Origin of the sequence: Salipiger bermudensis (assembly GCF_017309175.1) — a bacterium.
Taxonomy (GTDB): domain Bacteria; phylum Pseudomonadota; class Alphaproteobacteria; order Rhodobacterales; family Rhodobacteraceae; genus Salipiger; species Salipiger bermudensis.
Map to the genome: position 1 here is coordinate 1 of NZ_JAEKJV010000004.1, position 21,360 is coordinate 21,360.

The 21,360-nt window shown below is 64.7% G+C and carries 21 protein-coding genes and 4 pseudogenes; 15 read left to right on the plus strand and 10 right to left on the minus strand.

Features of this window, described 5'->3' with window-relative positions; translation table 11 throughout:
* From JF542_RS06535 to JF542_RS06550, 4 genes and pseudogenes are all read left to right on the plus strand, one after another.
* Nucleotides 1-408 (plus strand): annotated as a pseudogene (locus tag JF542_RS06535) (ISNCY family transposase); the annotation flags it as partial.
* Between the two features lie 174 nt (nt 409-582).
* Nucleotides 583-1,148 (plus strand): annotated as a pseudogene (locus tag JF542_RS06540) (transposase); the annotation flags it as partial.
* 86 nt (nt 1,149-1,234) lie between these two features.
* The gene (locus JF542_RS06545; protein ID WP_207075214.1) at nt 1,235-2,260 is read left to right on the plus strand and encodes an IS110 family RNA-guided transposase; all 1,026 of its coding nucleotides are present in this window, start codon (nt 1,235-1,237) and stop codon (nt 2,258-2,260) included.
* A 224-nt stretch (nt 2,261-2,484) separates the two neighbouring features.
* A pseudogene (locus tag JF542_RS06550) lies at nt 2,485-3,021 on the plus strand (IS30 family transposase); the annotation flags it as partial.
* On the opposite strand, the gene JF542_RS06555 reads toward JF542_RS06550, so the two are convergent.
* The 4 genes from JF542_RS06555 to JF542_RS06570 form a co-directional block, all read right to left on the minus strand.
* Nucleotides 3,014-3,184, minus strand: a complete 171-nt coding sequence (locus tag JF542_RS06555) for a hypothetical protein (protein WP_207075462.1) — start codon at nt 3,182-3,184, stop codon at nt 3,014-3,016. The pseudogene JF542_RS06550 and the gene JF542_RS06555 sit on opposite strands and share 8 nt — an antisense overlap.
* Before the next feature lie 82 nt (nt 3,185-3,266).
* Nucleotides 3,267-4,037 (minus strand): SDR family NAD(P)-dependent oxidoreductase, encoded by a 771-nt coding sequence (locus tag JF542_RS06560; protein WP_207075215.1) that lies wholly within the window; start codon nt 4,035-4,037, stop codon nt 3,267-3,269.
* A gap of 49 nt (nt 4,038-4,086) precedes the next feature.
* The gene (locus JF542_RS06565; RefSeq protein ID WP_207075216.1) at nt 4,087-4,464 is read right to left on the minus strand and encodes a DUF2255 family protein; all 378 of its coding nucleotides are present in this window, start codon (nt 4,462-4,464) and stop codon (nt 4,087-4,089) included.
* A gap of 133 nt (nt 4,465-4,597) precedes the next feature.
* Nucleotides 4,598-4,813 carry a hypothetical protein gene (locus JF542_RS06570; protein WP_207075217.1) on the minus strand — a complete coding sequence of 72 codons (216 nt, stop codon included), beginning with the start codon at nt 4,811-4,813 and terminating at the stop codon, nt 4,598-4,600.
* 21 nt (nt 4,814-4,834) lie between these two features.
* On the opposite strand from JF542_RS06570, the pseudogene JF542_RS06575 reads away from it, so the two are divergent.
* A pseudogene (locus JF542_RS06575) lies at nt 4,835-5,024 on the plus strand (hypothetical protein); the annotation flags it as partial.
* 242 nt (nt 5,025-5,266) lie between these two features.
* Here JF542_RS06575 and JF542_RS06580 read toward each other — a convergent pair.
* Entirely contained in the window at nt 5,267-6,466 is a 1,200-nt protein-coding gene (locus tag JF542_RS06580; RefSeq protein ID WP_207075218.1) for a pyridoxal phosphate-dependent aminotransferase, read from the minus strand.
* Between the two features lies 1 nt (nt 6,467).
* Nucleotides 6,468-7,130 (minus strand): TetR family transcriptional regulator C-terminal domain-containing protein, encoded by a 663-nt coding sequence (locus JF542_RS06585; RefSeq protein WP_007801549.1) that lies wholly within the window; start codon nt 7,128-7,130, stop codon nt 6,468-6,470.
* 154 nt (nt 7,131-7,284) lie between these two features.
* Here JF542_RS06585 and JF542_RS06590 point away from each other — a divergent pair, with 154 nt between their 5' ends.
* The 4 genes from JF542_RS06590 (at nt 7,285) to JF542_RS06605 (ending at nt 10,502) form a co-directional block, all read left to right on the plus strand.
* On the plus strand, nt 7,285-8,058 hold the full coding sequence (locus JF542_RS06590) for an ABC transporter ATP-binding protein (RefSeq protein ID WP_207075219.1): 774 nt from the start codon (nt 7,285-7,287) through the stop codon (nt 8,056-8,058).
* Between the two features lie 36 nt (nt 8,059-8,094).
* Complete coding sequence (locus tag JF542_RS06595; protein ID WP_207075220.1) at nt 8,095-8,871, plus strand: transporter substrate-binding domain-containing protein; 777 nt, start codon at nt 8,095-8,097, stop codon at nt 8,869-8,871.
* 70 nt (nt 8,872-8,941) lie between these two features.
* The gene (locus JF542_RS06600) at nt 8,942-9,661 is read left to right on the plus strand and encodes an ABC transporter permease (RefSeq protein ID WP_207075221.1); all 720 of its coding nucleotides are present in this window, start codon (nt 8,942-8,944) and stop codon (nt 9,659-9,661) included.
* 10 nt (nt 9,662-9,671) lie between these two features.
* Nucleotides 9,672-10,502, plus strand: a complete 831-nt coding sequence (locus JF542_RS06605; RefSeq protein ID WP_207075222.1) for an ABC transporter permease — start codon at nt 9,672-9,674, stop codon at nt 10,500-10,502.
* 19 nt (nt 10,503-10,521) lie between these two features.
* On the opposite strand, the gene JF542_RS06610 is transcribed toward JF542_RS06605, so the two are convergent.
* The 3 genes from JF542_RS06610 to JF542_RS06620 form a co-directional block, all read right to left on the minus strand.
* Nucleotides 10,522-11,478, minus strand: a complete 957-nt coding sequence (locus JF542_RS06610; RefSeq protein ID WP_207075223.1) for an NAD(P)-dependent oxidoreductase — start codon at nt 11,476-11,478, stop codon at nt 10,522-10,524.
* 159 nt (nt 11,479-11,637) lie between these two features.
* Nucleotides 11,638-14,151, minus strand: coding sequence for an ATP-binding protein (locus JF542_RS06615; protein WP_207075224.1), 2,514 nt, complete (start codon nt 14,149-14,151; stop codon nt 11,638-11,640).
* On the minus strand, nt 14,148-14,882 hold the full coding sequence (locus tag JF542_RS06620; RefSeq protein WP_207075225.1) for a response regulator: 735 nt from the start codon (nt 14,880-14,882) through the stop codon (nt 14,148-14,150). Before JF542_RS06620 ends, JF542_RS06615 begins: the two co-directional genes overlap by 4 nt.
* Nucleotides 14,883-15,125: 243 nt before the next feature.
* Here JF542_RS06620 and phnD point away from each other — a divergent pair, with 243 nt between their 5' ends.
* The 5 genes from phnD to JF542_RS06645 all read left to right on the plus strand — a co-directional run bounded on the left by phnD (nt 15,126) and on the right by JF542_RS06645 (nt 19,521).
* Complete coding sequence (gene phnD, locus JF542_RS06625) at nt 15,126-16,106, plus strand: phosphate/phosphite/phosphonate ABC transporter substrate-binding protein (protein ID WP_207075226.1); 981 nt, start codon at nt 15,126-15,128, stop codon at nt 16,104-16,106.
* Between the two features lie 106 nt (nt 16,107-16,212).
* Entirely contained in the window at nt 16,213-16,986 is a 774-nt protein-coding gene (gene phnC, locus JF542_RS06630; protein WP_007801567.1) for a phosphonate ABC transporter ATP-binding protein, read from the plus strand.
* Complete coding sequence (phnE, locus tag JF542_RS06635; RefSeq protein ID WP_207075227.1) at nt 16,983-17,789, plus strand: phosphonate ABC transporter, permease protein PhnE; 807 nt, start codon at nt 16,983-16,985, stop codon at nt 17,787-17,789. The genes phnC and phnE (JF542_RS06635) overlap by 4 nt, the downstream gene beginning before the upstream one ends.
* On the plus strand, nt 17,786-18,616 hold the full coding sequence (gene phnE, locus JF542_RS06640) for a phosphonate ABC transporter, permease protein PhnE (RefSeq protein WP_207075228.1): 831 nt from the start codon (nt 17,786-17,788) through the stop codon (nt 18,614-18,616). Before phnE (JF542_RS06635) ends, phnE (JF542_RS06640) begins: the two co-directional genes overlap by 4 nt.
* Nucleotides 18,617-18,624: 8 nt before the next feature.
* The gene (locus JF542_RS06645) at nt 18,625-19,521 is read left to right on the plus strand and encodes an HAD-IIA family hydrolase (RefSeq protein WP_207075229.1); all 897 of its coding nucleotides are present in this window, start codon (nt 18,625-18,627) and stop codon (nt 19,519-19,521) included.
* A 224-nt stretch (nt 19,522-19,745) separates the two neighbouring features.
* Here the strand turns inward: JF542_RS06645 and JF542_RS06650 are convergent, their stop codons facing one another.
* A complete protein-coding gene (locus JF542_RS06650) occupies nt 19,746-20,072 on the minus strand; it encodes a hypothetical protein (RefSeq protein ID WP_207075230.1) in 327 nt (108 codons plus the stop codon).
* 246 nt (nt 20,073-20,318) lie between these two features.
* Between JF542_RS06650 and JF542_RS06655 the strand changes: the two genes are divergently transcribed.
* Nucleotides 20,319-21,314 carry a helix-turn-helix domain-containing protein gene (locus JF542_RS06655; protein ID WP_242533638.1) on the plus strand — a complete coding sequence of 332 codons (996 nt, stop codon included), beginning with the start codon at nt 20,319-20,321 and terminating at the stop codon, nt 21,312-21,314.
* Nucleotides 21,315-21,360 lie beyond the last annotated feature (46 nt).

Consider the following 21,360-nt stretch of genomic DNA (forward strand, 5'->3'; position numbering starts at 1 on the left):
AACAAACGCTATGTCAGCAAAGATCTGACCCTGAAGTACGACCACAAGCGCATCCGGCTGGAAGTCAACGATCTGACGCGCGGTCTTGTCGGCAAATACGCTGACACCTACGAGTTCTCCGACGGGCGCATCCAGGTTCGGCACAATGGCATCGCCCTGCCCTGCACCATCTTCGATCCGCATCAGCAGCGCGTCACACACGCGGCGATAACGGACAACAAGCATCTCAGTGCCGTCCTTGCCCACATCAAGGCAGAGCAGGATAAAGCCGCCGCCAGCGCCGAGGTGCGCCCGGAAAGTGCGCGAAACGGATACCGGAAGAACGGACGCCGCAACAACGGCTGGAACACCCTCGTAGACCGCAAGCGAAACGCAGCCCGCAAAGCCAGCCAGGGCTGCGATAATTGAGGTCTACGCCCTGTCAGGCTTTGCTGCCGACAGCACTCAGAGTGACACTTCTGCTTTGCAAGCCCGGTGACATTTCTACTTGGTTGCAACATGGTTTGCTTCACGGGTACGCGCTACCCTCAAGTGCAACTCCCATTAAGAAAACAGTCGGTTATCTAATGGAGGGAGTCTGCCATGGGAGCGGTATATACGCACTGAACGTCAAGGAACCTGTTCAGATCGAACGTTGGAAGCTCGCGAAAATCCCGGTTCGGGAGATGGCGCGCGTCCTTCAGCGCTCGAAAGCCACCATCTATCGCGGGATCAAGCGTGACTGGTTCAGCGATGAGTGCCTGCCGGGTTATGATGGCTACTACGGCGCCGCCGCGCATCAGCAAGCCGCCAATCGGCGTGCTCGGCAGCGCAAATTGATCCGGCATCCAGAGCTTCGAAATCAGGTCGTCGAGCGGATCAAGAACGGCCCCCTCTCGGCAGCATGCTGCGCATGCGCCTGCCGGTCGACGGGACGCCTGCGCAGATCGGCAACCGGCTGGTCCAGGAAGGTGCGACGCTTCGGGTCTGTATACCGCTACATCTACTCGAAGGAAGGCAGGGCGCAGGAGCTTTGGTGGTACCTGCCCGAACACCGTAAGGCCCGCCGGCCGCGTCGCGCCCGGAAGCGCCGGGCTCCAAAATTCGACCGTGATGTCAGTATCCTGTTGCGCCCGGATGATGTCGCACACCGCAGGGAATTCGGGCATTGATGGTGTGGATACCTCACCCCGCAACGGCATCGCGGTGTGCCAAGATGGTGATGTTGAAACGCACCAGCATGGAGGAGGTATCCGTGGAAGAGGTTACAGTCATCGGCATCGACTTGGCAAAGTCGGTCTTTCAGCTTCACGGCGCGGCGGCGTCAGGACGGCCCGTATTCCGCAAGAAGCTCTCGCGGGCGCAGCTCACCCGGTTCATGGCCGACCACCCGCCCTGCCTCGTCGCCATGGAGGCTTGCGCTTCGTCGCACTATTGGGGCCGGGAGTTCATGAAACTCGGCCACAAAGTGCGGCTCATCCCGCCGATCTACGTGAAGCCCTTTGTGAAGCGGCAGAAAAACGATGCGAATGACGCCGAGGCCATTGCGGAGGCCGTGGTGCGTCCGACGATGCGGTTCGTGCCCGTGAAATCCGCTGAGCAGCAGGCCAGGTCCATGGTCTTCAAGACGCGCTATCTCCTCGTCCGACAACGCAACGCCCTCATCAACGCGCTGCGCGGGCACCTCATGGAATATGGCATCATCGCACCTCCCGGACGGACATTCGTCAGGAAACTCGAGGCGCAGCTCGATGCTCCAGAGAGCACACTCCCATCCGGCGTCACGGAGCTTTGTCGCCTGCACCTCGAGCAGATTGGCAGTCTCGACATCAGGATCATGAGAATAGAAAAGCGCCTCAAAGAAGAAGCCAGGAGCGATCCTGAGACGATCCGCCTGCAGACCGCCCCGGGTGTCGGCCCCGTCAGCGCCATGGCAATTCAAGCCTTCGCCCCGCCAATGGAAGGGTTCCGAAGGGGGCGTGATTTTGCGGCCTGGCTGGGGCTCGTCCCTGTTCAGAAATCGACAGGTGGCCGGCAAATTCTGGGGCGCACTTCAAAGATGGGACAACGGGACATTCGCAGACTGTTGATCATCGGCGCAATGACGCGGGTCAGATGGGCGGTCAAGAACGGCCCTCCCAAAGGGTCTTGGTTAGAGCAGATGCTGACGCGCAAGCCCCGGATGCTGGTCGCCATCGCCTTGGCAAACAAAACCGCCCGCGCGATCTGGGCGATGATGACGAAACAGGAGGACTATCGAGACCCCGCCCTTGCCGCGTGACACGGTAAGGGTTGGCAGGTGTGAGACGGACATTGAACAGTAAGGACAAACGATCGACCAGATCGAGGTTGGGAAAACCAGGCCTTCCCAGAGAGCTTGCAGCTCGGGTGCATTGATATGGACCCAACCTTCGCATCGCCATACCGGCCCGCGGCATTGTCAAAGCCGCACATCGAGGCCTGACACATGACCGTACCCGATCACATGTTCGACCCGTTCAAAAGAATGCTTGCACCGACCGAGGTATCCACACATGGGAAGGCGATTTGATACTGTTCAAGCGATCCCTTGGTCCGACCAACGTCACCTCTCTTGTCGAACGCGTCAGCAGGTTCACCGTGCTGCTGAAGAATGCGAACAGGCGCACGAAACCGGTCATGAAGCAGATTGCGAAGGCGGTGCGGGATCTTCCCGTGGCGGGCCGCAGATCCATCACCTTCGACCGCGGCACGGAGTTCGTGTCATGGCCGCACCTGCAGGCCCAGCTCGGAACCCAGAACTGGTTCTGCGACCCCTCCTCGCCCTGGCAGAAAGGCACAGTCGAGAACACCAACCGCCGGCTCCGGCGCTGGCTTCCAAGGCAGCGTGACGTCGCGGCGATGACGGAGCTCGAGCCGAAGCAACTCTGCGACCAGCTCAACAACACGCCCCGCAAATGCCTCGGATGGAGGACCCCGGCCGAGGTTTTCCGCGAAAAGATGATGGAGGAACTCGGCCGACGCCCCTACCGTACCACGCCATGGAAATCGCGCCTTAAGTAGCGCTCACAATCGGGTTGAAGAAGCGCGTGCCGTCGAAATGATCGCTCACCGGGCCGCTGTAATACGGGTTGCGCGAAACTTGCGCGCAGGAGGCAAAGAGCCCACCGACAGCGCCAAGACCGAGCGTCGCGGCGCAGGAACGAAAGAGAGTGCGTCGGTTCATCGGTTGGCCTTCTTGGCGAATGCGAAAATGCCCTCGCCCCAGGAGTTGGGACGAGGGCCGGCATGGACTGGTCGAAAACAGCTCAGAGAAATTGGCCGTTATCCACTTGGATGACCTGCCCTGTGACGGCGCGACCCATGTCGGAGGCAAGGTAGAGCGCCGCGTAGGCCTGGTCGATCGGTTCGGTGCCCGGAACGGTGGTGTTGGTGTACTTGTCGGAGAATTCCAGCATCTCGCCGCCGCCTTCCTGTTCACCGGCGGCCCAGGCGCGCGCCGCGTCGGTGTCGGTCACGCCTGGTGCGATGGCGTTGCAGCGGATCTTGGTGCCCGAAAGGCGCATCGCGATGTTGAGGGTCATGGTGTTGATGCCGCCCTTGGTGGTCGTGTAGGCGACGCCGCAGATCGGCGTGGTGCCGTTCACCGAACTCACGTTGATGATCCGGCCCTCGTTGCGCGGCATCATGTGGTTGACCGCCTCGCGGCAGAAGCGGAACGGGCCCGCAAGGTTGATCTGCATGATCTCGTCGAAATGCTCGGTCGAGGTTTTCTCGATGGCGTACATCTCGCCGACACCGGCGTTGTTCACAAGGATGTCGACCTGGCCGAAGGCGTCAATTGCCTCCTTGAACACGCGCGCCGGCGCGTCGGGATCGGCGCTGTCGGCCACCACGGCCAGCGCCCGTCCGCCAGCTCTGGCGTTGATCGTCGCGACGGCGTCCTCGAGCGCATCCTTGCCGCGCGCGGTCATCACCACGTTGGCGCCTTCCTCGGCATAGAGCTCGGCGATGGCGAGGCCGATGCCCTTGCTTGCCCCGGTCACAATGGCGGTCTTGCCGGTCAGAAGCTGTTTCATGATCTTCGTCCTATCGTGTGGGGCGCGGCACCGGGCCGGCCCCAAAGTTTCAATCGGTTTCGGCCGGCGCGACCCGCACGGTCGCGGCGCGTGCCCGCTTGGAAACCATCGGGGCGAAGTAGCGGCTGTGGCCGTATTTCGCCCGGTAGGCCTCGTCGATGCGGTCGTTGAGCGACGGGTCCGCGGCATCGAAGACAACGTCGCGGGTCATCCCCGCCACGCTGATCTGGCCGGCCTTCTGTTGCAGAGCAGCGCGGAACCAGCTTGACCCGGGGCCACTATAGGCGCGCACGTAGAGCGCGCCCTCCACCACCACGGACCAGATGAAGGTGGGCGTGCCGGTGGTCCGGCCGTCCTCGCGCAGCGGCGCGATGCGGAAATCATCCGCCACCGCGATCCGTTCGAGTTCGCTGTTGCTCCAGCCCATGGTGCCCTCTGGGTTTGTTGCTCTGTGGGTAGAGATATGGCGTTGAAATCGCCGGGAATTAGCTCTCGGACAATCACGCCGGCCATGATGAATATTCATGAAACCGTTTCGGGCCTTGCCAACTTTGCCCGGCTCACTCCGCCGCCACGCGAACGCGGTCACACATCAGCCAGATCACTACGAAGCCCACGAAGGCCCGCACCGCGCCGGCCACGGGCACCGAGGCACAGCGCCACCAGCCCGCCCCGCGCGCGAGCCCGCCGATCCCGGCGCCGACGGCGTTGCCGAGGCTGAAAGCGGCGATGGTCATCGAGGCCGGCGCGTCGGAGGCCGCGTGCATCGCGCGCATCTGCAGCGCCGGGAGGCAGGCGAAAGCGCACATAGCTGGCGCGAACCACTGGTCGATTTCAGGGCCAGCGGTCTGGCGCTCGCGCCGAAATTTGCTGTCGGCCCCTCTCGTGACACTGCCTTTGGCTATGCACTGCCGGGCAGCGGACGGCGCCCTCGGATTCTGGAAAGCGATGGATGAGGTCTTCCCCCGCACACGCCATCAGCGTTGCTGAAAAAAATACGCCGCGAAGCTGATTGTCTTCCCCCTGATCAAGCCGCGTCACCCAAACGAAAGCTCCGGGAGTCATCTCACGCAGCTCAAATCGATGGATCCTGAGCCTATTACGGCGCTGCCGCGTATCGGAAAGCCGCCAATCGGCGTGCTCGGCAGCGCAAATTGATCCGGCATCCAGCGCCTCGAAATCAGGATATCGAGCGGGTCAAGAGTGGCACCTCTCGGCAGGATGCTGCGCTAGCGCATGGCGGTCGACGGGACTGAACGCACAGACAGGTCAGCACAGAGAGCGTCTACGCGCCGCGCCGCCTCTTCAAGCTCTGCATCCGGGACGGTCAGCGCAACCCGCACAAGCCCATCGCCGTTGCCGCCAAATGCACTGCCTGGCATCACCGCCACCCCCTGCTCGTCCAGCAGCCTCCAGGCAAAGGCCTCGCCATTCAGCCCGGTGCCCGCGACGTCGAGCATCAGGAACATGCCGCCCCGGGGCATCTGCACCGAGAGGCCCGGCACCGCGTTCAGCCGGTCACAGAGCATCCGCGCGCGCCGTCCGAAGGCCTCGCGCATCCGCGCCGACGTGTCGAAATCGCCGCGCAGCGCGGCCTCGGTCATGTCGGCGATGAACGGCTGGTTGCCGAACAGCATCGTTTCGGAAATCGGCAGCAGCGCGGCGCAGAACTCCGCCGGTCCAATGGCCCAGCCGCTGCGGAAGCCGGTGGCCGCGTGGCTCTTGGAGACCGAAGACACCACCACGACACGCTCGCGCAGTGACTCGATCTCCAGCGGCGACGTGAAGCTGCCCTCGAAGATCAGCTCAGCGTAGACCTCGTCGCAGACGATCCACAGATCGTGCTCGGCGCAGATGCTCCCCAGCTTTTCCAGCGTCGCGCGGTCAATCACCGCGCCGGTCGGGTTGTGCGGCGTGTTGAGCAGCAGCACGCGGCTGTCGGGCGTGATCGCCGCGCGCAGGTCCGCAGGCTGCAGCACAAAGTCCCGGTCCATGTGCAGCGGCACCGCCTGCACGTGACCGCCCGCGGCGGACACCACGCCCTCGTAGGTGGCGTAGTAGGGATCACCGATCAGCACCCCCTCGCCCGGCCCGACCAGCCCCAGCATCACCGCGAAGAGCGCGGTTTGCGTGCCGGGAAAGCACAGCACGTTCTCGGCGCCAATCTGTGGATGGCGCGGGCGGTAGGCCTCGACCAGCGCATCGACCAGCCCGGGCTCGCCGCGCCCGTTGGAGTACTGCGTGCGGCCAGCGCGGAGCGAGGCGACGCAGTGCTCAATCAGTTCAGGCGCGGGCGAGATGTCTGGCTCGCCGATGGTCAGCTCGAGAATCTCCTCGCCCGCATCGCGCCGGGCGCGCGCGGCGTTGTGCACGGCCCACTTGTCCCCTCCGAGGGTGCGCAGGCGTTCGGTGATCGCGGCATACCGCATGTCAGCTCCTTTCGTCTTCGAGCGCCAAATGGCGCGTCAGCGTTGTGTCGGGCAGGCGCAGGATGCCCTCGGCAGCGCCGAGCGCGATGGCCGGAAGCCGCCGCGCGTCGTAGAGCCCGTGGCCCAGCGAGCCCTCGATCCACAGGCCGTCGATCAGCCCGTTGAGCGCGATGGCGAGCTGCTTGCACCGCGACGGGTCCGCCGGGCCGCCCTGCGCCACCAGCACCGGGTGGATTCGCGCCTCGAGCAGATCGAGGAACTCCCGGTAGCCCTCGCGGTGGATGTCGGCATAGGCCGGATCGACGCGCACACGCCCCACGAAGGTGGCCCAGAGCGAGACCTTCACCCCCGACAGGCTCGGCGACGCGAAGTTGGCCGCGATGACTTCCGCCAGCGCCGCCTCGGGCGACTGCTCATCCCCGGCCCCGGAATCTTCAGCGGCGGCAGTCATCTGACCCATCAGGTAGGCATAGGCCGCACGCACCATCTCGTCCTTCGACGGGAAGTAGTGCCGGATCAGGCCCGCCGAGACCCCGGCCCGCTCGGCGATCTGCCGCGCCCCGGCCCGGTCGAGCCCGAGATCGGCGACGCAGGACAGCGTCGCCTCCAGCAGGTCGGTGCGGCGACGGTCCTGTGACAGGCGGCTGTAGGCACGCCGGGTCACGCCCAGCCTCCCGCCGCAAAACGCATCATGTCGAGCGTGTTCCGTATCGTCACTTTGACTTCCTCGTCGATATTTGTTTTACAGTCGTACAACAGCGAAGAAATTGCAAGGGAAGAGCCACCCGGGAACGCCCGGATTTGGCAGAGGGACAGCCATGAACGACGCCACGCCGGCGGTAGAAATCCGCGACCTGCACAAGCGCTTCGGACATCTTAAGGTGCTCAAGGGCATCTCGCTCACCGCCCGCCCCGGCGACGTGGTGGCGGTGATCGGCGGCTCGGGCTCTGGCAAGTCCACGATGCTGCGCTGCATCAATATGCTCGAGACCCCGAGCGCCGGAGACATCGCCATTCACGGCGAGACCTATGCGATGCGCCCCACCCGTGACGGCGGCCTCGAACCGGCGGACCGCCGACAGCTGCAACGCATCCGCGCGCAACTCGGCATGGTGTTCCAGAACTTTAACCTGTGGCCGCATCGCACCGTGCTCGGCAACGTGATCGAAGTGCCGGTGCAGGTGCTGGGCATATCCCGGGACGAGGCCGTCGCCCGCGCCCGGCAGGTGCTCGACCGCGTCGGCCTCGCCGAGAAGGAAGACGCCTATCCCGCACACATGTCCGGCGGTCAGCAGCAACGCTGCGCCATCGCGCGAGTGTTGGCGGTCGAGCCGCTGGCGATGCTCTTCGATGAGCCGACCTCAGCGCTCGACCCGGAGCTGGTCGGTGAGGTGCTCAACGTGATCCGCGACCTCGCCGCCGAGAAGCGCACGATGATCCTCGTCACGCACGAGATGGGCTTCGCCCGCGATGTCGCCAGCCACGTCGTCTACCTGAAGGACGGCCGCATCGAGGAGCAGGGCCCGCCCGAGCAGATCTTCGGAGATCCGCGCTCGCCGCACCTTCAGCAATTCATCCGCTCGATCGCCTGATCGCGCGACACCAAGACACCAAACAGAGGAGACACCATGTTCAAGACACTCGCGCTCGCCGCCACAGCCGCCGCCGCGCTCGCCGCTCCGGCCCTCGCGGAACCCTACAAGGTCGGTATCGCAGCCGAGCCCTATCCGCCCTTCTACAGCCCCGACTCGAGCGGGAACTGGAGCGGCTGGGAGATCGACTTCGCCGATGCGCTCTGCGCCGAGATCGAGGCCGACTGCGTGATCACCCCGGTGGCCTGGGATGGCATCATCCCGGCGCTCAACACCGGCAAGATCGACATGATCGTCGCCTCCATGAGCATTACCGAGGAGCGCGCCAAGCAGATCGCCTTCTCCGACAAATACTATGACACGCCGACCGGCGTGATCGCGCTGAAAGAGACCGAGATCCAGCCCTCCGCCGAAGGCATCGAGGGCGCCTATCTCGGCGTCTCGGTGGGCACCATCCACGAGACCTATGCCCGCGCGCATTTCTCGGAGGCCGCCGCGGATATCCGCAGCTACCCGACGGTGGACGAAGAGCTGCAGGACCTGGCGGCGGGCCGCATCGACGCGGTGGTCGGCGACATGCTGGCGCTGATGCCGTTCCTCGAGAGCGACGCCGGCGAAGCCTGCTGCGAGTATCGCGGCGCGGTCGAGAGCGACCCGTCGATCCTTGGCAACGGCGTTGGTGTGGGCCTGCGCAAGGAGGACACCGACCTGCTGGAACGGGTGAACTCCGGCATCGCGGCAATCCGTGAAAACGGCACCTACGACGCACTGTCCGAGCCCTACTTCGCGGGTTTCGACATCTACGGCAGCTGAGCCGTCTTTCCGGGCCGCGACGCGAGCGTCGCGGCCCGGTCTCTGCAACAACACGGGACACAGCCGCACGATGATCGACGCAATAGATTTCAGCCTGCTTGCACTCACCTCACCGGGATGGGGCGGCGCGCTTCTCGCCGGGTTCCTGCGCTCGGTCGAACTGGCGGCAGGCGGCTATCTGCTCGGCATCGTCATCGGCCTGATCGGCGCCACTGCCAAGCTCTACGGCGGCCGCGTGCTGCGCGACATCGCCGAGATCTACACGCTGCTCATCCGCGCGGTGCCCGAACTCGTGTTGATGCTGCTGTTTTACTACGTGGGCACCGATCTGCTGAACCAGCTGATGGCCGCCTTCGGGCGTGAGGGCATCGACATCGACGGCCTCAGCGCCGGTATCCTTGTCATCGGGCTGGTGCAGGGCGGCTACGCAACCGAGGTGTTTCGCGGCGCCATCCGCGCCGTGCCGCCCGGACAGATCGAGGCCGCGCAAGCCTTCGGCATGTCGCCATTCAGGGTGTTGCGCCGCGTAACCCTGCCGGCGATGGCCCCTCACGCGCTTCCCGGCATGGCGAACCTGTGGATGATCGCCACGAAGGACACGGCGCTCCTCGCCGTCATCGGGTTCTCCGAGCTGACGCTCGTGACCAAGCAGGCGGCCGCCGCGACCCGGGAATACTTCCTGTTCTTTTTCGCCGCCGGGCTTCTTTATCTCGCGCTCACCCTGATCTCGAACCTCGGCCTGCGCTGGCTAGAGCGGCGCGCGCGCCGCGGCCTGCCGGCCGCCGCCTGAGGAGCGTATCATGCCCGATATCGACATCGTCACCCCGATCCACCCTGCCCCCGCGCTGCCTTTGCGCGCGCGCCTCGCGCCGCTGCTGATGCCGCACCGCCTTGTCATGGCCGGGCTGGCCCTCGCCGCGCTGCTGGCAATCATCACCCAGATGGAGTGGAGCTGGCTCCCGGTCTACCTGCCCAAGATCGGCGACGGCCTGCTGGTGACGCTTGTATTGCTGGCGTCCAGCGTCATAGCGGGCTTTGCTCTCGCGCTGCCGCTGGGGGCAGTACAGGTGACCGGCCCGGCGCCTTTGCGCTGGCTGGCAACTGGCTTCTGCACGGTGATCCGCGGCACGCCGCTGCTGCTGCAACTCTGGCTGATCTATTACGGGCTCGGCGCGCTTTTCGCGCAGTTCCCCGAGATACGCGGCTCGTGGCTCTGGCCCTACCTGCGGCAGGCCTGGCCCTATGGCTTCCTGACGCTGACGCTCTCCTTCGCCGCCTATCAGGGCGAGATCATGCGCGGGGCCTTTGCCGGAGTGCCGCGTGGCGAACTGGAGGCCGCGCGCGCCTTCGGGATGCCGCGGCTCATGGTGTTCCGCCGGGTCTGGTTCCCGCGCGCCGTGCAACGGGCCCTGCCGACGCTGGCCGGCGAAATCATCCTGCAACTGAAGGCGACGCCCCTGGTGGCAACCATCACCGTGACCGATCTCTACGCGGTCATCACCCGCGTGCGGCAGGACACCTACCTGACCTACGAGCCGCTGCTGCTGCTGATCGCCATCTACCTGTGCCTGAGCGGGACGCTGACGGTCGTGCTGCGCTGGCTCGAGGGCCGGGTGCCGAGCGGGCACTGAGCCCGCCCGCTCCACCCCGTCAGTAGCCGCGCGAGCGATCCACGGCATAGGCCATGGGTCGCCCGTCGCGCAGCGCCCGCGCGGTCTCGATGACCTGCGCGGCCACCACCTCCGGCAGCGAGTCGCTGGCGACGTGCGGCGTCAGCCGCAACCGCGCGTCGCGCCAGAAGCGGTGCGTTGCCGGAAGCGGCTCCTCGCGGAAGACGTCGAGCGTCGCCCCCTTGAGCTGTCCATTGTCCAGAGCGGCCTCCAGATCCGTCTCGACAAGATGCTCGCCGCGCCCGATCTGCACCAGCGACGCGCCCGGCGCGAGGCGGTCGAAGAGCGCCCCGTTCAGCACGTTCTCTGTCTCGGCGGTCAGCGGCAGCACGTTGACGAGATGGTCCGCGCCTTCGGCCGCAGACGTCACCGCGCCGGGACCTGTCAGGTAGCTGACACCATCCAGCTGAAGCTCGGGCATGCTGCGGCAGGCGACACGGACGGCAAAGCCCATCGCCCGCAATCCCCGGACCACGGCACGCCCCATGGTCCCGTGCCCAAGCACGGCCACCTGCACCGCGGCCGGCGCACGCATCCGGATTGGAGACCACCGCGCCTGAGCGGCGTTTCGCGCCATTTCTTCAAAGCCACGCTCATGATGCAGCACTTCGTGGACTGCGAAGCCCGCCATGAGTTCGGCCTGGTGCGGATCGCGAACCCGTGCCACGGCCACCGTTTCCGGCAGGCCCGGATGGGACAGCAGCGCATCGACCCCTGCGGCGACGGACATGGCGAGTCCGAGGTTCCGATAGGGCGCGAACGCCCCTTCCCCCGGCTCCCAGCAGATCGCGAAGCGCACGTCCTCGGGCCGGTCGATCTCATCCGGGTGACGCAGCACGACATCCTTCGCTGCACGCCGAAGCGCGTCGCCGTAGAGCGCATCAAGGTCAGTTGTCGCGCTGAGATAGACGCCAGTGATGGGAGTAGTCTCGGACATGGTTGCGGCTCCCTTTCAAAACCGCGCACCGTATTGCACGACTGTACAACAATTGCCATCCCAATCCGCTCACACCATAGGAACTGGCGTGTCAACCTGCGGTCATTGTCTCACGAATAGGGGCACCTCGCTCCCCACACGAATGACGCACGCTCATCACTATGCGTGCGAGGCAGGTGTCTCCCGAAGATCGGCGGAGTACAGGTCACGCAAGGGTTCTTCAGTGACAGGCTTTGGAACGAACGCAACAGTCCGAGGCAAATCCGGTGGCGCGCGGCGCGTGGACATAAGCGCGAAACGACAATCAGGGAAGAGGCCACGCGCCCTGTCGATCAGATCGCGACCGGTGAACCCGTCATCAAGCCAAAGGTCGGCCAACATCAGGTCGAGATGCTCGAGGCCCTTCAAGACCTCGATCGCCTCCGCATAAGACGCGGAGCGAATGACCTCTGCCCCGAGGGCTTCCAGAATGCTGCAGGATCGCGTGAGCGCTGCCGGATCATCATCGACGACCAGTGCGGTCCTCGGACTGACCGGAGGCGACGTCTCTTGTGCATCCTCCTGTCGCGGGAAGAACATGGTAACCGTCGTCCCATGGAATGAGGGGTCGGTTGCTGTTTCGATGTCGAGGCGACCTCCAGATTGATGCACGAAGCCGTCGACCATCGACAACCCCAAGCCAGTGCCGCCGCCATCTTGCCTGCGCGTGAAAAAAGGATCCGTCGCGTGGCGCAACACATCTTCGGACATGCCGCACCCGCTGTCGCGTACCGCGACCTCGACCACGTCGCTGGCTTTCACAGACACCACGATCCGTCCCGCGTCGGCACCTGTCGCGACGATGGCCTGACTGGCATTGATGCACAAATTGAGGATGGCGCTCTCAAGCTGGCCGGGATCGACGAGACAGGTCGCTGGGGACTCGGGGACGTCCACGATCAGCGAGACCTGCTCCGGGATGGCGATTTCGAGAAGATCCGCCATGCCCGTCACAAGTTCCGAGACATCCGTCACCTGCGGCGCGAGATGCTGCTTGCGGGCAAAGGCCAAAAGCCGCTCCGTCAGGCTTGTTCCCAGATCGACCGCCGCCCCGAGTCGTCCGTGCAAATCGCGTCGGCGCTCCGGTTCGGCTTGCTCCAGCAGGTGGAGGTTGCCAGAGATGCTCGAGAGGATATTTCCGAAATCATGTGCCACTTCGCCCGAGACCTTGCCCAAGGCCTCGACCCGGCGGATTGCCTCCAGCCGAGCCTCCATGCGTTTGCGTTCGGTGGTCTCGGAGATCAGCCAGACCTGGCCGCCGTCAGGCAGGGGAGACTTGTGTATCTCGATCACGTTTCCATCGGGATCACCGTATTCCTCGAAGCCGCCTCGCTCATCTCCTCCGGCCCCTTGGCAGAAAGGGGAGGCTGCGATCAGGCCGCTCATTCGATCGGATGCTCCTTCGATATCCGGCGGCAGGCGGAGCAGGTTTCTCAGGTTCTCGTTCTCGGCGATGATCCGACCGTCCGCCGCCTCGACCGCGACGCCATCCTTTATGTTTTGAAAAACGCGCGAAAACAGCGCATTTTGCTGTCGCATCTGCGCCGTGCGCCGGTCCAGTTTGCGGGCGTTGTCGCGGAACACGCCGAACGCCGTGAACAGTTGACCGATCTCGTCGCGGGATGTCGGCGGATCGGGCAGGTCCACGCGCAGGTTTCCCGAAGCGAGCCGCCGCATCGCGCCGGAGATGCGCTCGAGATTGCGTGCGACGTGCCGCGACACGTAGATCGAGGAGGTCACCGCAACGACAAGGCTCGCAACGATCAACGCGAGAAAGGCATTGCGCGCGAAGGCCAAAGTGTTCGACGTCGCGGCACGGGCCCGGGATAGCCGGCCCTCGGCCTGGGCCACCTTGGTCTCGGCAAAAGCGCTGACCCGACGGGTTTCCTGCCGGATGCGGAACAAAGCATTCTCGGCATCAAGCCGGGCGGACAGATCACCGTGCTTGAGCACGAACAACCCGCTCGCGCGTTTCACGGTCGAGGAAATCTCGTCGAAAGTCTCGCGCGGGTCATTGCCGATCGTAGTCTCAAGCGTCTCGCTCTGGCGTTGGAAATCGCGAGCAAACCCGCCCAGCTCGATCAGTTCCTCCGCCCGTGCAGCGCCCAGGGCGACGGCGGTCAACTGCTGGAGCGCGCTCCAGTCCTGGCGTGTTTGCAGCGGCAACAGGTTATCCTGTGCCATCCGCCTGCTTCGGGCGTTCAGGCGGACCAGAGCCCGGTCGATGGCATCCAGCTCCGCCTGACGGGCGCTTTGCGGGAGCAGCGCCTGTGCCAGATCCTCGATGGCGATCCCCAACCGCGCCAGCGGCAGCGCCAGCGCGGGATCGTTGGCCGAGGACTGTCGCACGCGGCCGAGGTTCGCCATGACCCCGGCGACCTCCTGTTCCAACTGGTAGGGCGTAAAGAGCGCAAACAGGAACGGCGCCGAAGTCGCAAGATCGGAGGCTTCACGCGACAGATCCATCGCGGCAGCAACCTCAGTTAACGTGTCGCGATGCAGCACATTCATCCAGATTTCGGTGCGATCAAGGACCCGCAATCCGATCACGCTGACCAGAAGCATGAGCGCGAACATCACTGCCAGCGCGGCGGACAGGCGAACCCGCACGCCAAGGTCGCGAAACCACGTCATCCGGCGGCCAGATGAAACACATAGCCGCGTGCCCGGCGGGTTTGCAGATGCACCGGCTTGGCGGGCACCCGCTCGATCTTGCGGCGCAGGCGCAGGATCAGCACGTCGACCGTGCGGTCGACATAGCGTTGCGTGTCGGCCCCCAATGCCTCCAGAAGCTCCTCTCGGGGAACCACCCGTTCGGGATTGCGGGCGAGAAATTCCAGCAGGCGGTATTCGGCGTTGGTCAGGGGCACCTCTTCGCCCGTGCCATCGAGCAGCCGCCGCGCATCGAGATCGATCCGCTTTTCTCCAAACGCGATCTGCCGTTTGCCCGGCGCCACGGCGCGGGCGGAAGCATGGCCGTACCGGCGCAGCACCGCCCGGATGCGCGCCACCAATTCGCGCGGATTGAAGGGCTTGATCAGATAGTCGTCCGCGCCGGTTTCCAGCCCGATGATCTTGTCGATCTCGTCGCCCACGCCGGTCAGCATGACGATGGGGATCTCGTGGCGCTCGCGCAGATGGATCGCCAGCGTCAGCCCGGACTCGCCCCGGAGCCGCAGGTCGATCAGCGCGAGGTCCACGGGCGGCGGGTCTCCGAGCGCGTGAAAGGCGTCGATATCGGCACAGGAGACCGCCGCGAACCCGCTGTCATGCATCAGCGCCGACAGGGTTTCGCGCACCTGCGGGTCGTCATCGACGATGGCGATGACCGGCTCTGAGCCGTCAATCGGACGGGTGGCCTGCATGTGACGCTCCTCCTGCGACGTGCTGGCAAGAGGCCGCCTCCCCGACGGCCAGACCCAGCCGTAGCGCAGATCACATCGGACTTTAAGCACCCGGCGCCGCTTTGTAATACTGTTAACAATTCAGCGCGTCTTCTGTGGTTTCGTTAACTGTTCGATGCTCGCAATCGCCAGCGCGTCGCATCTAGCCTGCCAGCATGATGCGAGATGAGCCAGCGCGCCGCTCGCTGTCAAAGGGAGGACACCATGACACCATTCATCACCCGTGCGGCCACCGCACTGGGCATCCTGACGTGCAGCACGATTGCAGCCCATGCGCAGGACTGCGCCGAGCGCGGCGCGCTCGACATGCTCTATTGCGACGCCAACGGCGATCTCGTGGCCGACACGCCCACCGATCCGGCGGAGCTGACCAATCCCGATACTCTGGTCTTTGCCTATACCCCGGTCGAAGACCCGGCGGTCTATGCCGACATCTGGGAGCCGTTCATCGAGCATCTCTCCGAGGTTACCGGCAAGGACGTGCAGTTCTTCGCGGTGCAGTCCAACTCCGCAGAGGTCGAGGCGATGCGCTCGGGTCGTCTGCATGTCGCAGGCTTCTCCACCGGACCGACGCCGTTCGCGGTGAACCTCGCGGGCGCCGTGCCGTTTGCGATCATGGGCGCCGAAGACGGCCAGTTCGGCTACAGACTTCAGGTCTTCACGCAAGCCGACAGTGACATTCAGGAAGTGGCTGACCTCGCGGGCAAGCGCGTGGCCCACACCTCGCCCACGTCGAACTCCGGCAATCAGGCGCCGCGCGCGCTGTTCCCCGATATGGGCGTGGAACCGGACAAGGACTACGAGGTGGTCTACTCCGGCTCGCATGACCAATCCATGCTGGGCGTCGTCGCGGGTGACTACGATGCAGCCCCCGTTGCCTCCGAAGTGGTGGACCGCATGGCCGAACGCGGCCTCTACGATCCCGCCGAGGTGCGTAAGATCTGGGAGAGCGACCCGTTCCCGACCACCTCCTTCACCATGGCGCACAACCTCGACCCGGAGCTCGCTGAAAAGGTGAAAGAGGCGTTCTTCTCCTTCGACTTCGCAGGCACCGCGCTGGGTGAAGAATTCGACGGCGTGTCGAAGTTCATCCCGATCACCTACAAGGATCAGTGGGCCGTGATCCGCCAGATTCAGGCGTCCAACGGCGTGGAATACACCCCGCAGGGTCTCGCCGCGAACTGATCCCCTCCGACATCGCCAGCCCGGTGCGCCCATGCGCGCCGGGCACGTTGCGCCGCCCTGCCTATCATGGACAGGGCGCTGGCCGCGCCATTCTCAAGAGGCCCCCATGCTCAAGATCACCAACCTGACCAAGCGCTACGGCACCGGCGATCCGGTGCTGAAAGAGCTCAACCTGACGGTCGAGGGCGAACAGCTCACCTCCGTGATCGGCTCCTCCGGCGCGGGCAAATCGACACTGTTGCGCTGCATCAATCGCCTTGTGGAACCGACCTCCGGCTCCGTCGTGCTCAATGGCACCGAATTCACCAACCTGTCCCGCCGCGAGCTGCGCACCGCGCGCCGCCGCATCGGCATGGTCTTCCAGAGTTTCAACCTCATCGACCGGCTGACCGTGATGGAGAACGTGCAGGCCGGGCGCCTGGGCTACATCTCGACATGGGCCGCGCTGACCCGCCGCTACCCCAAGGACGACATTCGCCGCGCCTTCGAGCTGATGGAGCGTGTGGGCATCGCCCATTATGCCGACAAACGCGCCGACGAACTCTCGGGCGGCGAGCGCCAGCGCGTCGGCGTGGTCCGCGCGCTGATGCAGCGACCCGAAATCCTGCTGGCCGATGAGCCCACCGCCTCGCTCGACCCCAAGACCTCGGAGCAGATCATGTCGCTCCTGCGCGACCTCGCAAACGAGCTGAACCTGCCCGTCATCATCAACATCCACAATGTGACCGAGGCCAAGGAGTTCTCCGACCGCATCGTCGGCATGCGCTACGGCCGGATTATCTTTGACGACAAGCCCGCCGCGCTGACACGCGCAGAGATGGACCAGATCTACGCGGGCGTTCCCGCACAGGACCGCGCCGAGGCGGGGGCCGCCGCATGAGCGCGACGTCCGATACCCGTCCAGACAGCTGGCGGAAACCGCCCTTCATCGCCAACCCGGTGCTGCGCTACGCGCTCTATCTCGGAGCGCTTGTCTACATCGTCTTCACCCTCGCCACGCTGCCCATCGACTGGGACCGCGTCTCCGACGGGCTCAGCCGGGCACAGCGCATCTTCAGCGGGGCCTTTCCGCCCAGCTTCGACCGCGCGGGCCTGCTCTTTGACGGTTTCATGGAAAGCCTGAAGATCGCGATCATCGCCACAGTGGGTGGCATCATCCTTTCCGTCCCGCTTGCCTTCATGGCCGCGGGCAACATCGCGCCCAAGCCCATTTATCTGCTGGGGCGCGCGATCATCATCATTGCCCGCAGCTTCCACCCGGTCATCGTCGCCATCATCTTCGTCAAGGCGGTGGGCTTTGGCCCCTTCGCGGGCGCTCTGACACTGGTCGTCTATTCCGTGGGGTTCGTCGCCAAGCTGCTGGCCGAACGCATCGAGGAGATCGACTTCGGACAGGTGGAGGCCATGCGCTCCGCCGGAGCCGGGTTTCTCACGACCCAGGTCTACGCCGTGCTGCCGCAGGTCATGCCGCGCCTCGTGGGTCTCGGGATTTACCAGCTCGACAGCAATCTGCGGGCCTCCGCCGTGGTAGGCATCGTCGGCGCGGGCGGCATCGGAGCGACGCTGGCCAATGCGTTCGGCCGCTACGACTACGACTTCGCCCTCGCCATCACCATGGTCATCGTCGGCGTGATCCTCGTCTCCGAGGCCGTCAGCGGCGTCATCCGAAAGCGCATCACATGAACACTCTTTCACAAACGCAACCCCTCTCCGAAGCGCTCAGCGGTCGGGACGACTGGTCTCGCTTCACGCCGAAACAGCGCCTGATCCGCTACGCAGGCTTTGTTTCCGCCGCCGCCGTGGTCGCCTGGGCGCTGGGAAGCATCGACGTGATCTGGGCTTGGGTCTGGGACAGCCCCGCGCAGATGGCGGACCTCTTCGGTCGCATGATTCCACCCGATCCGTCCAACTTGCCCTCCATCCTCGAAGCGATCTGGCAGACCGTGAACATCGCTACGCTCGCCACCATGATCGCGGTCGTCGTCTCTCTGCCCGTCGCCTACATCGCCGCACAGAACACCACGCCCAATCGCGCCTGCCTGTGGCTTGGCCGCTTCATCCTCGTGTCGTCGCGGTCCGTGAACACGATCATCTGGGCCCTGCTTTTCGTGGCGATCTTCGGACCCGGTATCGTGGCGGGCATCGTGGCGATCATGTTCCGCTCCATCGGTTTCCTCGGCAAGCTGCTGGGCGAGGCCATCGAGGAGATCGATCGCAGGCCGGTCGAGGCGCTCGAAGCCTGCGGTGCGTCCCGGTTCAAGATCGTGCTCTACGCGATCGTGCCGCAGGTCATGCCCGCCTTCTTCGCCGTGTCGATCCTGCGCTGGGACATCAACCTGCGCGAAAGCACCGTGCTGGGGCTGGTCGGCGCCGGCGGCATCGGCATGATCCTGCAAGGTGCGATCGACACCTTCAACTGGCCCGAGGTTGCCACGGTGCTGCTGACGATCCTTGCGCTGGTCATCTTCGGCGAGATGGTGTCCTCCTTCCTGCGACGCAAGATCCTGTAGGGCGCACCATGATCACGACCGAGGCAGCCTTTGCCCGTTACGAGCGCCTGCGGCCCACACTGCCGCAGGCGCAATTCCCCGAGACGTCGCGGATGGGCCGGACGCTCGAAGACACCATGAACGACTACGACGCCTATATCCTCGATGCGTTCGGCGTGCTGAACCGGGGCGAAACGCCGGTCCCCGGCGCGGTCGAGCGCATCGCGCAGCTGCGCGCCGCAGGGAAGCGCCTCATCGTCCTAACCAATGCGGCAAGCTACACGCGGTCGGGCGTGCTGGCAAAATACCATCGTCTGGGGTTCGACTTCACGCTCGATGAGGTCGTCTCGAGCCGGGACGTGGCCTTCGCGCATCTGCCAAAAGTCCACGGTGTCTGGGCCGCGATCACATCGGGAGACGACGATCTCTCCGACGCGCCCGTCGGTCATTTCATCGTGGATCTCCATGAACAACCAGATCTTATGATCACCGCCGCGGCCTTCCTGTTCCTGTCGGCCGCATGGTGGAGCGACGCGGAGAACGCGCGGCTGGAACGAGCGCTGCAGTTCCAGCCGCGCCCCGTCATCGTCGCCAATCCGGATCTGGTAGCCCCGCGCGATCACGGCCTGTCGCTGGAGCCCGGCTGGTACGCGCAAGACATCGCGAAAAAAACCGGAGCGACCCTGCCCATGTTTGGCAAGCCTTTCCGCAACGCATTCGACGAGGCGCTGCGACGGCTTCCCGACATCACGCCTGCGCGCATCGCAATGGTCGGTGATACTCTTCATACCGATGTCCTCGGCGGGGCAGCGGCCGGCCTCGGCACCATCCTTATCCGGGAGCACGGCCTGTTCCGCGGGCTTTCACCCGCCCCATTCATTGAAGCGAGCGGCATCCGACCTGCTTGGCTCATTCAAAGCACCTGAGCACATCGCGCGCGCATACGGTCCCGTGCTGGTCGGTGCGACGGCGGGACCGCGCGCCGCATCGCATATGACGGACGTCAAACCACTCAGCCCGCTTCTCAGGCGTGCCGTCCCGCGCGCACTATCGTCAGTCTTGACGAACCAAATCGTACCACCGAGCAAGCGGGAAAGGGTCCCAGCGGGTCACGCGGTGCCCGGCCGCTTCACGTCACGCCCATGTAAACTCACCCGAACACGGGCACAGCTTCGCGCCATACTCGCAGCGCCGCCGCCGACGCGAATGCGAAGCCCAGCAGTGCCATTGCCAGATTGGCGATCAATTGCGTTCTCAAGACCGTCTCGACCGCTGGATCCGCAGGATGGGTCCGGTGCAGAGTTGCCGTGGCTCGGGTTCGCCAGAGCAGAAAACCTCCGACCAGACCGAACACGACGGCCATCGAGACATTGACCGTCACGTCGCCCGAGCCGCCGAACGTGAGACCCATGGCGGTGATCGCAGACAGCAGCAGCCAAGAGGATGCCGCGAGACGTCCGGATATCGATGTTAGCATCTTTCGGCCCTTTTTCTCGCAACCCGTAAAGGGTCAATCGGGACGCTGTAATCTGATCAGTCGGACCAGCCTCTCAATCCATGATCAAATCGGGTCTAAGCAGGAAACGCCAGTCCGCAACGACAGGCATCGTGCGCCAGGATTGCACGAAACGCTGAAAACTCTCCATCCGCGGATTCAGCTCAGGACAATTCCATGCGGAATGTTAAGCTGTCTCAGAGGTATAGCTCGGGTGTCCGCGATTCCATGCTCACGTATGAAGTAAAGCGCTGGGAAGAAACGGCGAGCGGTCTTGGCGATTACCGCGCCACGCTGTTCAGCGCACCTGACGCCTTCAACATGGCGCGGGGGCGAAATCGTCACCTCAGGGTCAACTCGGCCACCTTTCCCCTGATCGGAACCAGCCTGCTCAGCGTCGCCTCCTCGGGCCATGACATCGACCTGGCCGACGACAACTTCCTGACGATCATGCTTCCGACACGGGGCGTGACCCGGGTTCGCATGGACCGAACGCAGCGGGTCATCACGGAAGGTGGCGTGCTGGCGCTTGGCCCGTCGGAGCGATGGACGCAGGTCGACCCGAGGGGCAACCGGGATTTCCGGGCCAATGTCGCGAAGATCGACCTGAAACGGGTCGGCCAGGGCAAGGTTTTCCCTGGCGTGGCGACAGATCCCCTCGTGCCTATCTCGACCGCGGCCCTCGAAGGATTTCGCGGGCTGATGCGGTATCTCTTTACCGACCTGTCATCGCCTGCGCCCACGCTCGTTCATCAACCTGCTTCGGACCTGTTCGCGGCGCTCGTCCTTGAACATCTGCGCCACCTGCTGGCGTCGGACGGCGCCGATCCGGCCCGGGACGGATCGCAGGACGACCTCGTGCGTCGCGCCTTGGACTACATGTCAGCGTATGCCGGGGATCCCCTTACTGTCCGCACCATCGCCGATGCGGTCGGGGTCAGCACCCGGCGGCTTCAGGACGCGTTCCGGCTGAAAACTGGGCGGACGCCATGGGAGCACCTGACCGGGATACGTCTTGAGAACGCGCGGACGCGGCTCCTTGCCGCCGCCGGGCCGTCGGTGACGGCCATCGCCTTCGACTGCGGCTTTTCGCATCTCGGGCGGTTTTCGCAGACCTATCGCAACACATACGGCGAGGCGCCGTCCGTCACCCTGACCAGGGCCCGGGACGCGGCCCGCGCGGCCCGCCCCGCAATCCGGATAGAGCCGACGCAGATCGGATAGTCTGGTCAGAGCCGACGGACTAACGTCGCCGTCATGTCCCGATGGC

Excerpts from the sequence above, each read along its gene's own strand:
- JF542_RS06555 (WP_207075462.1), bottom strand. The coding sequence starts at position 3,184 with ATGAACCGACGCACTCTCTTTCGTTCCTGCGCCGCGACGCTCGGTCTT.
- JF542_RS06560 (WP_207075215.1), bottom strand. The coding sequence starts at position 4,037 with ATGAAACAGCTTCTGACCGGCAAGACCGCCATTGTGACCGGGGCAAGC.
- JF542_RS06565 (WP_207075216.1), bottom strand. The coding sequence starts at position 4,464 with ATGGGCTGGAGCAACAGCGAACTCGAACGGATCGCGGTGGCGGATGAT.
- JF542_RS06570 (WP_207075217.1), bottom strand. The coding sequence starts at position 4,813 with ATGCGCGCGATGCACGCGGCCTCCGACGCGCCGGCCTCGATGACCATC.
- JF542_RS06580 (WP_207075218.1), bottom strand. The coding sequence starts at position 6,466 with ATGCGGTATGCCGCGATCACCGAACGCCTGCGCACCCTCGGAGGGGAC.
- JF542_RS06590 (WP_207075219.1), top strand. The coding sequence starts at position 7,285 with ATGAACGACGCCACGCCGGCGGTAGAAATCCGCGACCTGCACAAGCGC.
- JF542_RS06595 (WP_207075220.1), top strand. The coding sequence starts at position 8,095 with ATGTTCAAGACACTCGCGCTCGCCGCCACAGCCGCCGCCGCGCTCGCC.
- JF542_RS06600 (WP_207075221.1), top strand. The coding sequence starts at position 8,942 with ATGATCGACGCAATAGATTTCAGCCTGCTTGCACTCACCTCACCGGGA.
- JF542_RS06605 (WP_207075222.1), top strand. The coding sequence starts at position 9,672 with ATGCCCGATATCGACATCGTCACCCCGATCCACCCTGCCCCCGCGCTG.
- JF542_RS06610 (WP_207075223.1), bottom strand. The coding sequence starts at position 11,478 with ATGTCCGAGACTACTCCCATCACTGGCGTCTATCTCAGCGCGACAACT.
- JF542_RS06615 (WP_207075224.1), bottom strand. The coding sequence starts at position 14,151 with ATGACGTGGTTTCGCGACCTTGGCGTGCGGGTTCGCCTGTCCGCCGCG.
- JF542_RS06620 (WP_207075225.1), bottom strand. The coding sequence starts at position 14,882 with ATGCAGGCCACCCGTCCGATTGACGGCTCAGAGCCGGTCATCGCCATC.
- phnD (WP_207075226.1), top strand. The coding sequence starts at position 15,126 with ATGACACCATTCATCACCCGTGCGGCCACCGCACTGGGCATCCTGACG.
- phnC (WP_007801567.1), top strand. The coding sequence starts at position 16,213 with ATGCTCAAGATCACCAACCTGACCAAGCGCTACGGCACCGGCGATCCG.
- phnE (WP_207075227.1), top strand. The coding sequence starts at position 16,983 with ATGAGCGCGACGTCCGATACCCGTCCAGACAGCTGGCGGAAACCGCCC.
- phnE (WP_207075228.1), top strand. The coding sequence starts at position 17,786 with ATGAACACTCTTTCACAAACGCAACCCCTCTCCGAAGCGCTCAGCGGT.
- JF542_RS06645 (WP_207075229.1), top strand. The coding sequence starts at position 18,625 with ATGATCACGACCGAGGCAGCCTTTGCCCGTTACGAGCGCCTGCGGCCC.
- JF542_RS06650 (WP_207075230.1), bottom strand. The coding sequence starts at position 20,072 with ATGCTAACATCGATATCCGGACGTCTCGCGGCATCCTCTTGGCTGCTG.
- JF542_RS06655 (WP_242533638.1), top strand. The coding sequence starts at position 20,319 with ATGCTCACGTATGAAGTAAAGCGCTGGGAAGAAACGGCGAGCGGTCTT.